At 58.4% G+C, this 15,222-nt stretch carries 13 protein-coding genes; 9 read left to right on the top strand and 4 right to left on the bottom strand.

What is annotated here, in order from left to right; all coding sequences use genetic code 11:
• Window positions 1-7 precede the first annotated feature (7 nt).
• Window positions 8-973: a flavin reductase family protein gene (locus HF916_RS06795; RefSeq protein WP_168788255.1), complete on the bottom strand. Its 966-nt coding sequence runs from the start codon at window positions 971-973 to the stop codon at window positions 8-10.
• 394 nt (window positions 974-1,367) lie between these two features.
• Between HF916_RS06795 and HF916_RS06790 the strand changes: the two genes are divergently transcribed.
• Complete coding sequence (locus tag HF916_RS06790) at window positions 1,368-2,183, top strand: IclR family transcriptional regulator domain-containing protein (protein ID WP_168788254.1); 816 nt, start codon at window positions 1,368-1,370, stop codon at window positions 2,181-2,183.
• A 770-nt stretch (window positions 2,184-2,953) separates the two neighbouring features.
• On the opposite strand, the gene HF916_RS06785 is transcribed toward HF916_RS06790, so the two are convergent.
• Window positions 2,954-3,865, bottom strand: coding sequence for a LysR family transcriptional regulator (locus tag HF916_RS06785; RefSeq protein ID WP_168789041.1), 912 nt, complete (start codon window positions 3,863-3,865; stop codon window positions 2,954-2,956).
• 124 nt (window positions 3,866-3,989) lie between these two features.
• On the opposite strand from HF916_RS06785, the gene HF916_RS06780 reads away from it, so the two are divergent.
• From HF916_RS06780 to HF916_RS06755, 6 genes are all read left to right on the top strand, one after another.
• On the top strand, window positions 3,990-5,177 hold the full coding sequence (locus HF916_RS06780; protein ID WP_168788253.1) for an acyl-CoA dehydrogenase: 1,188 nt from the start codon (window positions 3,990-3,992) through the stop codon (window positions 5,175-5,177).
• Between the two features lie 6 nt (window positions 5,178-5,183).
• On the top strand, window positions 5,184-6,422 hold the full coding sequence (locus HF916_RS06775) for a CaiB/BaiF CoA transferase family protein (RefSeq protein WP_168788252.1): 1,239 nt from the start codon (window positions 5,184-5,186) through the stop codon (window positions 6,420-6,422).
• 204 nt (window positions 6,423-6,626) lie between these two features.
• Complete coding sequence (locus HF916_RS06770) at window positions 6,627-8,255, top strand: electron transfer flavoprotein-ubiquinone oxidoreductase (RefSeq protein WP_168788251.1); 1,629 nt, start codon at window positions 6,627-6,629, stop codon at window positions 8,253-8,255.
• Between the two features lie 12 nt (window positions 8,256-8,267).
• Complete coding sequence (locus tag HF916_RS06765; RefSeq protein WP_206001701.1) at window positions 8,268-9,110, top strand: 3-hydroxybutyryl-CoA dehydrogenase; 843 nt, start codon at window positions 8,268-8,270, stop codon at window positions 9,108-9,110.
• Window positions 9,111-9,247: 137 nt separating this feature from the next.
• On the top strand, window positions 9,248-9,997 hold the full coding sequence (locus HF916_RS06760; RefSeq protein WP_168788250.1) for an electron transfer flavoprotein subunit beta/FixA family protein: 750 nt from the start codon (window positions 9,248-9,250) through the stop codon (window positions 9,995-9,997).
• 14 nt (window positions 9,998-10,011) lie between these two features.
• A complete protein-coding gene (locus HF916_RS06755) occupies window positions 10,012-10,944 on the top strand; it encodes an electron transfer flavoprotein subunit alpha/FixB family protein (protein ID WP_168788249.1) in 933 nt (310 codons plus the stop codon).
• Window positions 10,945-11,133: 189 nt separating this feature from the next.
• On the opposite strand, the gene HF916_RS06750 is transcribed toward HF916_RS06755, so the two are convergent.
• Window positions 11,134-12,159, bottom strand: a complete 1,026-nt coding sequence (locus HF916_RS06750; protein WP_240975147.1) for an IS4 family transposase — start codon at window positions 12,157-12,159, stop codon at window positions 11,134-11,136.
• Window positions 12,156-12,518 carry an IS4/Tn5 family transposase DNA-binding protein gene (locus HF916_RS50595; RefSeq protein ID WP_240975145.1) on the bottom strand — a complete coding sequence of 121 codons (363 nt, stop codon included), beginning with the start codon at window positions 12,516-12,518 and terminating at the stop codon, window positions 12,156-12,158. The genes HF916_RS06750 and HF916_RS50595 overlap by 4 nt, the downstream gene beginning before the upstream one ends.
• Before the next feature lie 304 nt (window positions 12,519-12,822).
• Between HF916_RS50595 and HF916_RS06740 the strand changes: the two genes are divergently transcribed.
• Together HF916_RS06740 and HF916_RS06735 are read left to right on the top strand one after the other, a co-directional pair.
• The gene (locus tag HF916_RS06740; protein ID WP_240975144.1) at window positions 12,823-13,947 is read left to right on the top strand and encodes an RNA-guided endonuclease InsQ/TnpB family protein; all 1,125 of its coding nucleotides are present in this window, start codon (window positions 12,823-12,825) and stop codon (window positions 13,945-13,947) included.
• 133 nt (window positions 13,948-14,080) lie between these two features.
• Entirely contained in the window at window positions 14,081-15,112 is a 1,032-nt protein-coding gene (locus HF916_RS06735; protein WP_168787386.1) for an IS110 family transposase, read from the top strand.
• The last annotated feature ends 110 nt before the right edge of the window (window positions 15,113-15,222 follow it).

Raw genomic sequence — 15,222 nt, 5'->3', positions numbered from 1 at the left:
CTGCCGTTTATTGCTGCTGAAGCGCCATGAGCACGCGTGTTGCGATAGCGATGTCTGAAGCGGGCACGCCTTCAAGTTTCTCAGCCGTGAACTCCGCCGAGCGCCGGGCTAGTGCCCGTCTTTTCTCGTCCCGTTTCGGTGTCAACTCGAAGAGCGATTGTGTGTTCCGCAAGACGTCGCCCAGCGCAACAAGATCGTCCAGCGTATCTTCAATGGCGTCTTCTCCGAGGTAGGTCGCCTCCTCCAGTTCTTCGATTCCGCAAGCGCCTTCAGACAAGCGACTCAGGATACGTGTTGAGCCGGCAGTCACGTCGAACGCATGTCGGTGCTCCTGAAAGAGCGCCGACATACGCTGACTCGCCATGCTGAGCAGTCTCAGGAACGAAGGTGCGTTGCGCTCTGCGACTGGACCGGATGGCGACGTGGCAGTCGCAGCAAGCCACGGATGATTTCGGGCCACCGCATATTGTCCTTGAGCGAATACTAGCGGCTCGCATTCGAAACGCGAGTAACGTTCGACCCGCCCTACGAGGATCAGATGGTCGCCCCCTTCGTAGACGATTTCACGTTTGCATTCGAAATGGACCAGGGCGCCATCAAGCAACGGAACTCCACGGCTGCCAGGCGACCACGCCACGTGTCTGAATCGATCGGGTTGTGATGCGCCGAACAACTGAGATACTTTGACTTGATCTGCAGACAGGACGTTGACGGCAAAGTGGCTTGCTTCGAGGAAGACCGGCGCGCTAGCGGACTCGCGTCGGATCGACCAAAGTACCAAGGGTGGTTCGAGTGAGACCGCTGCGAACGAGTTCACGGCCATGCCCGCGAGTTTGTCGCCGTGCTGGGTCGTGATGACCGTTACGCCAGTGGGGTACTGTCCAAGACAACGACGAAATGCGCGTGCATCCGCTGCAGGATCGCCTTGTTCGACGAGCCGGGAGGCAGTCAAGGGGCTAGCTGTTTCGCTCATACGAGAACTCCGTACCCGACGCGTTCGTCGAGGTAAGTTGAATAGGTTTGCACGCACCGACCCTGCCGGATCTCCGGACTGCAGCCATCCGCCGTCATGTATTCGCGGATTTCTTTGGTGGGAGCGACGTAGCGTGATACGACCCGCAAACGCAGCAGCTACTTTCGTTGAGGGCATTGTTCTGCAGATGGAAAGCGGGCAAAACCCTGTTCACGGTGTGATACAGTGATCCAGGGTTAATGCGGGGTTTTTAACTTGGTCTGACGCCCGGAAACTGCAATCGACAGGACTTCGGTTGTACTTGACAGAACAGGTTGATGTATTCGTACGATTAAATGCTTTGCGGGGCGCTCCTACGGTGCGAGTGCCCGGCTGCGGGGTTAGAGGTATTGAAATGGACAACACCGAAACCAAACTGGCTCAAGAGCAGGAGCAACCTTCTGTAAAAGAAGTGCGCGGATTGACCCGAGGACTGATGCTTCTCAAGGCGCTTAACCGTATGCCAGACGGGTGCGCCTCGACGAGTGCGCTAGCGCGCTCGTGCGGAATGCACCGTTCTACTGCGCGACGACTGTTGGAGACATTGAGGAGCCAAGGGGTGGTCGCGCTCGGAGAGCGCGAAGGCCAATACAGGGTAACTGGCGGTGCCCGACTTCTGAGTGACGGCTATGTCGACGACCAGTGGCTAAGCCAAGTCACGGGCCCTTTGTTGCGGAAAGCGGCGCCGAGGCTGGTTTGGCCCCTTAACGTCGCGACAGCCCAAGCGGGCTACATGGTGATTCGCGAGTCGACGCGTCGTGTTAGCCCACTTTCCCACCAGCACGCTCTACTGGGAGAGCGGGTGCCGATGCTGCTTTCTGCACTGGGTCGGGCCTATCTGGCTGCGTGCGACGACGAGACTCTATACGCGTTGCTGCGCGATCTCGAGTCTCGTTCTTCGAGTCTGGGCATTGGTCGTGAAGAATTGAGCACGATTCACGACGTATTGGAAGAAACGCGATCAAGAGGATACGCGGTCAGTACAAATTCATGTCAGACGAGATTCAGCGCGGTGGCAGTGCCTCTTAGATGCGGCGAGCGTGTGCTCGGGGCATTGAATATCGTTTTCGCCAAGGAGTCGCAAAGCATTGCACAGATCGAAGGCCGGTACCTGGCTTCTCTCAAGGAACTTGGCGAACGTATTGGTATGTCGAGCATGGCATGGGTATAGTAGCAGGGAGTTCGACCGCACTGTTGAGGAAAGTCTATGCATACTGCCGCGTTGTATCCCGCGTCGGCTCTGCTACGCCTGTTTGTAGATTGCGCAAAAAGCGCGGATGGCGGGGCGTTGCTCAGAAAGTGACGGGATCTTGGGCAGGTATAGTAAAGCGACGCCCATCGGCAACGCCTTCACCCAGTAGTTCTCGATAGAGCGAAGCGCGTGGTAGATGTCGCGTGAGCGCGAACCGCTGCCAGATAAGACCCAAAGCTCGAAAGGAACTCCTGCCCGCGTTCAGGAATCCGGAAGCCTCGCGTTTGTCCCCAGTTTTGATGACTGTTTATTAAAGCATGGGTCGCGAAGGAGAGAAATCGTCCTGGGAATGCCGAAGACTCTTTTGGTTGAATCACGCGGCCATGCGCGACTCTTGAGGTTGCAAATAATATGCGTCGTCGGCCTCGGCGGGTGAGGCACAGCCGAGAGGTCCGAGCAAGCGCCGACGATTGAACCGGTCGACCCATTCGAGAGTCGCAGCAGCGCGATATGCGCCCGCTGCGCCGGCCTCACGGTGGTGAGCTTCGAGCGAGCCAGCCTCGTCAGCTCGGCCCGCTCCTCGTCGGTCAACACTGACATGGTGGCAGCTCGCCCGCTCTCTCCGCGCTATCTCGCAGTAGAGCACGTGACACGCACAAGCTACTACGCATTTCGCGGCTTTCGCTGGGTCGAATGGAGAGATTTTCTTTATCTCCTCGCGCTTCCTGGTTGACTCTAGATGACGGGATTTATGCGAGTCCCATAGGTTCCCTGTATCCCCGGGCCTGCTCTTCGATCCAGTCGCGAAACTTCGCCAGGGCGGCATTGCTCGATTTGTGGTCCGGATAAAAAAGTTGGTAGGTGCGGTCGCTAAAATGCTCGTGCTTCGCGACCTCGACGAGAATACCGCGCTGCAATTCGTCTTCGATGAGGAGGCGAGGAATGAGGGCAATTCCGATGCCATGAGTCGCCGCTTCGGCGAGCATGGAAAACAACTCGTATCTTGGACCCGTCATGTCTCCTTCGACCTGCATACCGCAAGAGGTAAACCAGGTTCGCCATGCGTAAGGACGCGTGCTCTGTTGAAGAAGAGGGAGGCGGCGCCAGTCAGCAAGTGTCAGGCTGGTACCGGGGACAGGCATCGAGGGGCTGCAGACCGCAATCAAACTTTCACGCATCAGGAAGACGCCCTCCGTACCCGGCCAGCCCGCGCCCCCGGCGTGAATTGCGGCATCGAACTCCGTTCCGTCAAATAGAAATGGGCGTGTATGCGACGTGAGATTGACGGAAACTTCCGGATGCTGACGGATAAAGAGGGGCATTCTAGGCAGTAACCATTTTGTGGCGAATGTTGGCACAACTGCCACTTCGAGCGTTGCGCCGTGGCCGCGTTTTGCCATGAGTTCCAATGTATCCCGTTCTACATCATCGAGGCGCGACGCGACTTTGTGGCTATAGATGTGCCCAGCCTCCGTCAGGCTCACGCCGCGTCGATCTCGTCGAAACAATTTGACGCCAAGGAAATCTTCAAGGGAGCCGATCTGCCTACAGATCGCGCTTTGCGTGACGGCGAGTTCGTCCGCGGCCTTAGTGAAGCTTTGATGCCGCGCTGCTGTCTCGAATGCGGATAGCGCGGTCGTCGAGGGGATTTTTCGGCGCATTGCAATTACCAACTTAATTCGGTTGTGATGTGCGATTTTCGCACAGGTCAGTGCGAACAAATCGTTTGTGGAACTGTAGAGGGAGCTTTAGATTAGCGGCACAGTATTTTTCTAGCGAGCCCAGATGAGCTTACAGCACAAGTCACCGTCGCTTCGGTGGGATGATCCTTTGCTGCTGGAGCAGCAGTTGACGGAAGAAGAACGCCTCGTGCGCGATTGTGCCCACGCGTATTGCCAGGAGCGTCTCGCCCCGCGCGTGCTGGAGGCCTTTCGTAACGAATCCGCTGATCCGGGCATATTCCGCGAGATGGGTGAGTTTGGTTTGCTGGGCGCCACGATCCCCGAGACCTGCGGAGGAACAGGACTTAACTCCGTTTGCTATGGATTGGTAGCGCGGGAAGTCGAACGTGTCGATTCCGGATATCGGTCAATGATGAGTGTGCAATCGTCGCGGGTCATGGTGCCTATCAACGAGTTTGGGACAGAACCTACCCGACGGAAATATCTGCCCAAACTGGCGCGGGGCGAGTTGATCGGTTGCTTCGGCTTAACGGAGCCAAACCACGGTTCCGATCCCGGAAGCATGGTAAGTCGTGCGAAAAAGGTTGACGGCAGCTATCTGCTGTCCGGCAGCAAAACGTGGATCACGAACAGCCCGATCGCCGATGTGTTTGTCGTATGGGCAAAAGATGACGAAGGCTCCATTCGGGGCGTTGTGCTCGAGAAGGGCTGGAAGGGACTCTCCGCGCCTGCGATTCACGGCAAGGTTGGCCTGCGTGCGTCCATCACTGGCGAGGTCGTAATGGATGGTATGTTCTGCCCGGAAGAAAACGCATTTCCGGAAGTCCGGGGTTTGAAGGGGCCGTTCACCTGGCTGAACAGTGCGCGATATGGAATTGCGTGGGGCGGACTCGGCGCCGCCGAAGATTGCTGGCATCGCGCGCGACAGTATGTTCTCGATCGAAAGCAGTTTGGTCGGCCACTGGCTGCCAATCAGTTGGTCCAGAAAAAGCTTGCCGATATGCAGACGGAAATCACCCTTGGCCTGCAAGGCTGTCTTAGGCTCGGGTGCATGAAGGATGAAGGCGCCGCTGCGGTGGAGGCGACCTCGATATTGAAGCGCAATTCCTGCGGCAAGGCGCTTGACATCGCACGTGTCGCGCGCGACATGCTCGGCGGCAACGGAATCAGCGACGAGTTCGGGATCGCAAGGCACTTGGTGAACCTTGAAGTGGTGAACACGTACGAGGGTACCCATGACGTTCACGCCCTCATCTTGGGGCGTGCCATTACCGGCATCGCAGCTTTCTAACCAATCATGAACGAGACCTTGCAACAGGGAGCGCTTGATGGCCTGCGCGTTCTCGATCTTTCGCGCGTGTTGGCCGGTCCGTGGGCGAGCCAGTTGCTGGCGGACCTGGGTGCTGACGTAGTCAAAGTCGAACGCCCCGTCATGGGTGACGACACGCGCTCCTGGGGACCTCCATGGCTAGAAGACGAGGAAGGTAAGGCGACGGGCGAGTCGGCTTATTATCTATGCGCCAACCGCAACAAGAGGTCCATGACCATCGACATTAGCACGCCGGAAGGACAGCGACTCGTGAAGCAACTGGCCACCCGGGCGGACGTGCTGATTGAGAATTTCAAGGTCGGCGGACTTAGCCAGTATGGACTGGATTACGCGAGCCTCAAGGAATTGAATCCGCGATTGGTGTATTGCTCAATAACAGGATTTGGTCAGACCGGGCCGTATGCGGGACGAGCGGGTTACGACTTCTTGATCCAAGGCATCGGCGGCCTCATGAGCCTGACGGGGCGAGCGGATGGTACCGAGGGCGAGGGCCCGATGAAGGTGGGCGTCGCACTGACAGATGTCATGACGGGACTCTATGCAACGGTGGCCATTCTCGCTGCACTGACCCGGCGTGAACGCTCCGGGGAGGGACAGCATATTGACCTTGCGTTGCTGGATGTGCAGATTGCCTGCCTCGCAAATCAGGCTACGAATTACCTCGTCAGCGGCGTGATACCTCGTCGCATCGGTAATGCGCATCCGAACATCGTGCCTTATCAGGATTTCCCAACGGCGGACGGTCACATGATTATCGCCGTGGGCAATGACAGTCAGTTCACCAGTCTCTGCGCCGCACTTGGCAGACCGGAATGGGCAAAAGATGAGTGCTTCGCCACAAATCCGCAGCGGGTGAAGCACAGAGAGGCGCTGATCGGCAAAATTCGGGAGGTCACGGCGTGCCGCGCGACTGAGGAATGGATCTCCGTGATGGAAACGGCTGGCGTGCCGTGCGGTCCGATTAACAACCTCGACCAGGTATTCGCGGATCCACAGGTGCTGTCGAGAAAAGTGCGCCTTGAGATGACCCACCCCCTGGCGAAGCATGTCGCATTGGCCGCGAACCCGATCCGGATGTCGGAGTCTCCTGTTCAGTACCGCCAGCCTCCGCCGACGCTTGGAGAGCACACGGGTGAAGTTCTTCAGTCTTGGCTCGATATGTCGGACGCAGAAATCAAGGAATTGCGCAGGACGAATATTGTTTGACGGTTCAGCCAAGGATTGTCATCGCTGGAGCGAGCAATTGGGAAACTTAAGCTTGTTGTCGCGGTTTGCGGCAGGAGGATGCTGGATCGAGTATCACCTCGCACTGGATACGCTCATTGTGGCCAGCTCCTGCAATCTCATCGCGAACCTGAAATGGAATTGCGAGACATGAATTTTCCCGTGAATAGGGGTCCACGCGAGTCGATGGAATACGACGTCGTGATCGTCGGCGGCGGCCCGGCTGGCCTGTCCGCGGCGATCCGCCTGAAGCAGCTGGCGGCGGAAAAAGGCGTCGAACTTGGCGTGTGCGTACTGGAAAAAGGCTCGGAGATCGGGGCTCATATCCTGTCGGGCGCGGTGATGGATCCGCGCGCGATCAACGAACTGATTCCGGACTGGAAGGAAAAAGGCGCGCCGCTGACGGTGGACGTGACCGAGGACAAATTCCTGTTCCTGACCGAAACCGGTTCGAAGAGCGTGCCGACCTGGGCGTTACCGGACAATTTCAAGAATCACGGCAACTACGTGATCAGCCTCGCGAATGTCACGCGCTGGCTGGGTCAGCAGGCCGAGGCGCTGGGCGTAGAGATTTTCCCGGGCTTTCCGGCCGCTGAAGTGCTGTACAACGACGACGGCTCGGTGAAGGGCGTCGCGACCGGCAACCTCGGCATCGGCAAGGACGGCGAGCCGACCGAGAACTTCCAGCTCGGCATGGAGTTGCACGCGAAATACACGCTGTTCTGCGAAGGCGCGCGCGGTCACCTTGGCCGCCAGTTGAACGACAGGTTCAAGCTGCGCGAAGGCGCCGATCCGCAGGTCTACGGGATCGGCATCAAGGAACTGTGGGAAATCGATCCGTCGAAGCACAAGCCGGGTCTGGTCATGCACACGGCCGGCTGGCCGCTGGAAAAAGACACCTACGGCGGCTCGTTCCTCTATCACATGGACAACAACCAGGTGGTGGTCGGCTTCGTGGTAGGCCTCGGTTACACGAATCCGTACCTCTCACCGTTCGAGGAATTCCAGCGCTACAAGACGCATCCCGCGATCCGCGCGATTCTCGAAGGCGGTAAACGCGTGTCGTATGGCGCGCGGGCGATCACGGCCGGTGGCCTGATGTCGCTGCCGAAACTGGTGTTCCCCGGCGGGGCGCTGGTCGGCGACGATGCAGGCTTCCTGAACGCGTCGCGGATCAAGGGTTCGCACGCCGCGATCAAGACCGGCATGCTGGCTGCAGAAGCGGCTTTTGAAGCCGTACAGGCAGGACGCACCAGCGATGAACTGACCGCTTATCCGGAGAGCTTCAAGACCTCGTGGCTGCACACGGAACTGCACCGTGCACGCAACTTCAAGCAGTGGATGAGCAAGAGTCTGTACCTCGGCACGCTGATGGTCGGCATCGAGCAGAAGCTGCTGGGCGGCAATGTGCCCTGGACGCTGCATCACCAGCATTCGGATCACGAGATGCTCAAGCCCGCGTCGCAGTGCAAGCCGATCACGTATCCGAAGCCCGATGGCAAGCTGACGTTCGACCGGTTGTCTTCAGTGTTCATCTCGAACACGAATCACGAGGAAAACCAGCCGGCGCACCTGACGCTGAAGGATCCGTCGGTGCCGGTGAACGTGAACTGGCAGACGTATGCCGGTCCGGAATCGCGTTATTGCCCGGCGGCCGTGTATGAGTTCGTGAAGAACGACGACGGCAGCGAGCGGCTGGTGATCAATGCGCAGAACTGTGTGCACTGCAAGACCTGTGACATCAAGGACCCGACGCAGAATATCGTGTGGGTGACGCCTGAGGGCGGCGGTGGGCCGAACTATTCAAACATGTGATGGACGCATCTGATGCAAACAATTGGAATCGTCGGAGCTGGGCAAATGGGGAGTGGCATTGCGCTCGTTTCTGCCATCGCCGGTCTGGAAATCGTTATTAACGATGTCAATGAAAGTGCCTTGCAGCGCGGGATAAAAGGCACGGCGTCGAATCTGGAGCGCATGGTATCGAAGGGCAAGATTTCAGCAGACAAGGCAGAAGCAGCGCTGCGACGCATCAAGGGCAGCGTCGCGGCGTGTGATTTTGGACAATGCGATCTTGTAATCGAGGCAGCTACAGAGAACATTCGGGTCAAGGAGGAAATCTTGCGGCATCTGGATTCCGTTGTCTCCCCGAGTACGATGATTGCGACCAACACCTCGTCGGTATCCGTAACCAGGTTAGGTGCAGCGCTGGGCAACCCTGGTCGCTTCATAGGCATGCACTTTTTCAACCCGGTGCCTGTCATGTCGCTAGTTGAACTGATTCGCGGCGTCCAGACTAGTGATGCCACGTTTGATGCGGCTGTGCGGTTTGCAAGGCGCGTTGGGAAAACCCCGATCGCTGTAAAAAATGCCCCAGGTTTTGTGGTCAACCGCATTTTGGTCCCAATGATTAACGAAGCAATTTTTGTGTTACAGGAGGGTTTGGCAAGCGCCGAGGAAATTGATGTGGGTATGAACTTGGGCGCGAATCATCCGCTCGGTCCGTTGGCACTTGCCGACCTTATTGGGCTTGACACATTGCTCGCGATCATGGAGGTGTTGCACCGAGAGTTTGGCGATTCGAAGTATCGACCTGCGCCGATGCTCAGGGAGATGGTCGAGGCCAAGTATCTGGGCCGAAAATCCGGTCAGGGTTTTTTCGCTTATTAAGGACCGGAAGTCTTGTCTTTCTTCGATGCCCGAAGTCGAGCCGCATGTTCGTCGGCAGGATTGGGTGCCGTGTGGGGAGTCTGATGTCGAGGCGCCATGGCGTTAATCTGTTCGCATTGAAAGGAGTGAAATTCAAAGTGAAGGTGCTTGTCGCAGTGAAGAGGGTTGTTGATTACAACGTGAAAGTCCGGGTTAAATCGGACGGCACGGGCGCCGACATCGCGAACGTGAAGAGGTCGATGAATCCGTTCGACGAAATCGCGGTTGAAGAGGCGGTGCGTCTGCGCGAAGCGGGTGTGGCGACCGAAGTGATCGCTGTGTCGGCAGGTGTGACGCAGGCGCAGGAAACGCTGCGTACGGCGCTGGCGATCGGCGCGGATCGCGCGATCCTGATCGAGTCGTCTCAAGAACTGCAGCCGTTGGCCGTGGCCAAGCTGCTGAAGGCGCTGGTCGACAAGGAACAGCCTTCGCTTGTCATTCTCGGCAAGCAGGCTATCGACGACGATTCGAACCAGACGGGTCAGATGCTGGCTGCTTTGGCTGGTTTGCCGCAAGCGACCTTTGCTTCGAAGGTTGTCGTCGCTGACGGCAAGGCAACCGTTTCGCGCGAAGTGGACGGCGGCGCGGAAACGCTGTCTTTGAAGCTTCCCGCAGTTATCACGACGGACCTGCGCCTGAACGAGCCGCGCTACGTGACGCTGCCGAACATCATGAAGGCGAAGAAGAAGCCGCTGGAAGTCTTCAAGCCGGAAGATCTCGGCGTCGATGTCACGCCGCGCCTGAAGACGCTGAAGGTCGTCGAGCCGCCCAAGCGCTCCGCCGGCGTGAAGGTGCCGGATGTGAAGACGCTGGTCGAGAAGCTGAAGACCGAAGCCAAGGTGCTGTAAGGGAGACGGACGAAATGACGAATCTGGTAATTGCAGAACACGACAGCGCGTCGATCAAGGCCGCGACGCTGAACACGATTGCAACCGCGCAGAAGATTGGTGGTGATATCCACGTGCTGGTCGCAGGCCATAACGCGCAAGCCGCGGCTGATGCAGCGGCGAAGATTGCAGGCGTGAGCAAAGTGCTGCTGGCCGACGCGCCGCAACTCGAAGCAGGCCTCGCGGAAAACATCGAAGCCACGGTGCTGAACATCGCGAAGGACTACACGCACATCCTCGCGCCGGCAACCGCTTACGGCAAGAACATCACGCCGCGTATCGCCGCAAAGCTCGACGTCGCGCAGATCAGCGATATCACGGCAGTAGACAGCCCGGATACGTTCGAGCGCCCGATCTACGCCGGCAACGCAATCGCAACGGTTCAGTCCCAAGACCCGATCAAGGTCATCACGGTCCGCACGACCGGTTTCGACCCTGTCGCAGCCGAAGGCGGCAGCGCATCGGTGGAAAAAATCGAAGCGGCCGCCGACAGCGGTATCTCGTCATTCGTGAGCCGTGAAGTGACGAAGCTGGACCGTCCGGAACTGACGGCGGCGAAGATCATCGTTTCGGGTGGCCGCGGTCTGGGCAACGGCGAGAACTACACGAAGGTTCTGGAGCCGCTGGCGGACAAACTGAACGCAGCGCTCGGCGCATCGCGCGCAGCGGTCGATGCGGGTTTCGTGCCGAACGACTATCAAGTGGGACAAACCGGCAAGATCGTCGCGCCGCAACTTTACATCGCAGTCGGCATCTCGGGCGCGATCCAGCATCTGGCCGGGATGAAAGACAGCAAAGTCATCGTCGCGATCAATAAAGACGAAGAAGCGCCGATCTTCAGCGTCGCCGATTACGGTCTGGTGGGCGATCTGTTCACACTTGTGCCTGATCTGGTTGAGTCGGCGTGACAGAATCGGGCGCGCAAGTGATGCGTACATCTGGATCTCTTTAACGACCCGCTTTGGTGTGCTTCGCTTGAATCGCCTGCTTCTTCACGGGCTGCAAACCAGTGAGAAAGGTGTATACAGCCTTCACCAATGTGCGCGTGAAGCACCGTCCTTCAGGGCTCAGGTTTACCCACAGTTTTGCGAAGCATGCTATCCGCTTTGCCTGAAGAGCTGATACATCTTCGTAATTTCGTGCAGGACGAGAAATCCGCGCCATATGACCGTCGGTCCTGGTGGCCGGTCATGCTTGCGATTCAGGTAGCCGCCGAGTATGCCTATCCACACGATGGTTTGCTGCAGTGTTGGAACCTGCTCTGGCAGCTGCGTGGTTCGGTGGGTGTGGCAATAGAGCGCCTGCCACTCAACCGGTTGCAGCAATACTTCGCAGCACAGCTCCGTGTCAGTTCGCGCGAGCAGTGTTGCGTAGAGGATGTGCCACGCGATGACGGCAAACAGAGCAGTCGCTCTCACAAACCGGTCGAGCGTGCCGAACTGGCGCGCCTCGATACGGCAGCCGCTTTTGAGCACACGGTGCCACGTCTCAATGGTCCAGCGCCGCGCGTACCAGTCCAGCCGTTCGAGAACTTCATCAAGCGAGGTCGTGGGCACCGAACTCAGCAGCATCCATTCAAGCGGCTCAACGCCATGCGGGGGATTATTCTCAATGGCGTGAATTGCAAAGACGTCGACCTCAGGCAAGCTGCGGCGGCTTGCGCGCGCCCTCGGAGAGCGCAGTCGCACGCTCGCACAACGCAACGTCAGCCGCGCTGTACGCTGAGGAACTTTGCCACTGGCTGGCACCCGCAGTTCAGTATTGCCACGGGGCGTGGTGGCCAGAACAGCTTCCCAAAGGTAGCCTTGCGGATGACGCGCCACGCGGTTGTGTACCGCGCGGATCAGCCAATCCACTCCGGCGGGGCGTTCGGCGGAAAACAGTTCGTAAAGGTCACTCTCGCGGTCTCCAATGCAGACAAACCGCGTCTGTGCACAACGTACCTTGAGTGCCGCGAGATGTTCGATTCCTTCAAGCCATTTGATGCTTTCCTTCAGTTCGATCGGGCGCGTGACCGCAGGGGCCCGCTTGCCAAACTTCTCTTCGAGGCGCACCCAGGTCTTCATCCCCAGCACGCCTAACGGCAAGCCCTCGGGCGTGACTGCCAGCAGGCTGTGCATCATGAAGCCTTGCTCATTGTTGCCGGTGCCGCGCCAACCGAGCCATCAGTCGCGTGCAGATGCGACAGGTTGAACTCCGTTGTGTCCTGAACCGCCAGCACGATCGGCACCTGCCTCAAGCGATCGAGCGTTTGCGCAATATGGGGCGCGAGGATGCCGTCCTTGTCGACCTGCGTATTATCGAAGAAACGGTAGGCTGCCTTCAGTTCGGCTGGCTTGAGTGATTGTGGAAACGAACCTTGCGGACTGCACGCGAGTCGGCGAGCCAGCGCAACAAGACGCTGTGCCAGGCGTGCATCACCCAGATTCGCCTCGCCAAATTCGGCACTTGCCCAGTCATCCGTCTCGTTCTCGTCGACCAATCCCGACTACCGTTGCGAACAGAATGCGCCAAAGTTAACATCGACACCGACTGTTTACAAGCGGCCATTCATCACTTCGCTCACGAAGATGTGGGGAATCCTGAGTCCTTCAGGGCGGTGAGGTAGAGCGCGGGACTTGCCTTTTCGTATTGATCTGGTACTGTATATCCGTACAGCCAAAGTATATCCGTACAGCCAAACCGGAATGAGTCGACCCGTGACACGTTGCAAGGATCCAGTTCGAGTTCTGCGCATAAGAATCAAGGACAGGCATGCTTCGTCGCTTGCCGGGATGGCGCGGGCTGTGAACTTCGTCTGGAACTATTGCAATGACCTGTCGCTCCAGATCTTTCGCCGCGAGCGGCGCTTTGCCTCTGGCATTGAGATCCAGCGTTATCTGAACGGGGCCTCGAAAGAAGGCCTGGCGGTCGGCTCGGCCGTGTTTCAGCAGATCGCCGAAGAGTACGCGACGCGCCGCAAACAGCACCGCAAGGTAAAGCTTCGATGGCGTCGCTCGGCCGAGGCTGTGTCAAAACTCGAAATTACCCGGTTTTCGGGTGTCGCTTTACCCTTGCCGACGTGCTGCGAAGCCGATACAGAGCGTTCTGGAGGGTCGATTTTCGCGCTCGATGTCAGAGTCGCACGTTTTGACACAGCCTCGGCCGGCGCGCGACGCTCGCTGGGATGGATTCCATTCAAAGCCCGCTCGGTCGTATGGCGCCATGGTCAGGCCCACTTTCAGGGCCTGCATCCTGGCGTCTGGGACAGCTATGGCCTCGCCGGCTATGAGTTCGGCGCCGGTTGCATCTCCGAGGACAGCCGCGGCCGCTGGTATCTGAACGTGACGGTCAAGGTGAAGTCTGCCCGGCCCAATGAAGCCAACCTGGATCTGGGAATTGACCTCGGGCTCAAGACCTTTGCCGGCTTCTCGGACGAACGTCTTCCCAATGTCGACGCGCAGCGCTTCTACCGCGACCTCGAACCCGCGCTCGCCACTGCCCAGCGAGCACGCAGGAAGAGCCGGGTGAAGGCGATCCACGCCCGGATCGCGAACCGCAGGAAGGACTTTCTGCATCAACTCAGCAGCCGGCTCGCTTCGGCCCTCGCGAAAGGACAGCACAGCAAGTCTGTGCTCGACGCGGGCTGGTCGACGTTCCGGACCATGCTTCGGTACAAGTGCGATGACGCAGGCGTATGGTTCGATGAAGTCGATGAAGCGTTTTCTACCCAGACCTGTTCGTGCTGCGCGAGCCGCACGGGGCCGAAAGGTGTCGCAGGTCCTGGAATAAGAGAGTGGAAATGCATGCATTGTGAAACGACACATGATCGTGATCGCAATGCTGCCCGCAACATTCTCGCGGTCGGACGTGACCGCCTCGCAGGAGGAATCCCCGCCCTTTCCGCGCAAGCGGCAGTCGGTCACGACTGAGGGCGGGGAGATGGTATGAACACCTCCCTCCCCTCGGGGAAGTGCCAGGGCCGAAAGGGGCTCTCGCTTGACCGATGGCATCGATGTGCCAAAGTGAAAGTTCCACGAGTCACTTGAGGTAAGGAGAGCCCAAATGAATGCTACGACATATGGTCTGGATATCGCAAAGGCCGTGTTTCAAATGTACTGGGTAGATGGACAAAGTGGCGAGATCTGTAGTCGAAAATTCCGTCGTGAACAGCTGATCCGGTTTCTCGCAACCCGGGCACCAGGAAAGGTGGCGCTGGAGGCATGCGGAGGGGCGCACTGGTGGGCGCGAAAAATCCAGAGTCTCGGACATCAGGTGGTGTTGTTGCATGCGAAATACGTGCGTCCGTTCGTCAAAACCAACAAGACGGATGCGGCAGACGCCCAGGCGATCTGGACGGCGGCCCAGCAACCCGGGATGCGAACTGTGGCGATCAAGAGCGTAGACCAGCAAGCCATCCTGAGCCTGCACCGCATCCGGTCGGGCCTGGTGGCGACACGAACCCGCGAAACCAATCAGATTCGCGGGTTGCTTGCGGAATATGGACTGTACTTCCGATATGGCCGCAAGGCGCTCATGAATGAGCTCAAGGCACGTATGGCCGAGATAGAAGAGGTCGTGCCGCAGCTTGTCTGGCGGGCGTTGTTGCGTCAGCTCGAACAGCTCCAGCAGGTCGAGCAGGGGATTGACGAAGCCGAGCGGGAAAATCTGCAGTGGCTGAAATCCAGTCCCCAGGCAAAAACGCTCGATGACATAGCCGGCGTGGGTCCATTGACAGCCACAGCCACTGTTGCGGTCATGGGCTCGCCAAAGGCATTTCGCTCCGGACGCGCATTTGCGGCGAGTATCGGCCTGGTACCCCGTCAGAGTGGGACTGGGGGCAACGTCAGACTCGGCGGCATCAGCAAAAGGGGTGACCCCTATCTGAGACAGCTATTGATCCATGGCGCGCGAATGGTCGTGACCCATTCCAAACAACGTCCCCAGTGGGTAGAAGCGTTGCTGAAACGGCGTCCGGTCAATGTGGTGGTGGTCGCGTTGGCCAACAAGATGGCACGAACGGCGTGGGCGTTGCTCGCGCATAACCGGTCTTATGAGCGGGAATTTGTGAGCGAGCGACCAGCCGTCGCGGTATAGATTGAAACGATGAGTCTTTGAACACAGGAGTTGCGCAGAGCAAGGGTAACGTGTGATGGCAAACCAGGTCGGACCGTGGAAACGCAAACCTGATGACGTCCATGGGCGTG

It is taken from the genome of Paraburkholderia aromaticivorans (assembly GCF_012689525.1).
Classification (GTDB): domain Bacteria; phylum Pseudomonadota; class Gammaproteobacteria; order Burkholderiales; family Burkholderiaceae; genus Paraburkholderia; species Paraburkholderia aromaticivorans_A.
The sequence above is the reverse complement of the archived record's forward strand: the minus strand, read 5'-3'. Positions and strand labels throughout refer to the sequence as shown.

What these genes read in the sequence shown, in the direction of transcription:
- HF916_RS06795 (WP_168788255.1), bottom strand. Translation starts at nt 973, where the DNA reads ATGAGCGAAACAGCTAGCCCCTTGACTGCCTCCCGGCTCGTCGAACAA.
- HF916_RS06790 (WP_168788254.1), top strand. Translation starts at nt 1,368, where the DNA reads ATGGACAACACCGAAACCAAACTGGCTCAAGAGCAGGAGCAACCTTCT.
- HF916_RS06785 (WP_168789041.1), bottom strand. Translation starts at nt 3,865, where the DNA reads ATGCGCCGAAAAATCCCCTCGACGACCGCGCTATCCGCATTCGAGACA.
- HF916_RS06780 (WP_168788253.1), top strand. Translation starts at nt 3,990, where the DNA reads ATGAGCTTACAGCACAAGTCACCGTCGCTTCGGTGGGATGATCCTTTG.
- HF916_RS06775 (WP_168788252.1), top strand. Translation starts at nt 5,184, where the DNA reads ATGAACGAGACCTTGCAACAGGGAGCGCTTGATGGCCTGCGCGTTCTC.
- HF916_RS06770 (WP_168788251.1), top strand. Translation starts at nt 6,627, where the DNA reads ATGGAATACGACGTCGTGATCGTCGGCGGCGGCCCGGCTGGCCTGTCC.
- HF916_RS06765 (WP_206001701.1), top strand. Translation starts at nt 8,268, where the DNA reads ATGCAAACAATTGGAATCGTCGGAGCTGGGCAAATGGGGAGTGGCATT.
- HF916_RS06755 (WP_168788249.1), top strand. Translation starts at nt 10,012, where the DNA reads ATGACGAATCTGGTAATTGCAGAACACGACAGCGCGTCGATCAAGGCC.
- HF916_RS06750 (WP_240975147.1), bottom strand. Translation starts at nt 12,159, where the DNA reads ATGATGCACAGCCTGCTGGCAGTCACGCCCGAGGGCTTGCCGTTAGGC.
- HF916_RS06735 (WP_168787386.1), top strand. Translation starts at nt 14,081, where the DNA reads ATGAATGCTACGACATATGGTCTGGATATCGCAAAGGCCGTGTTTCAA.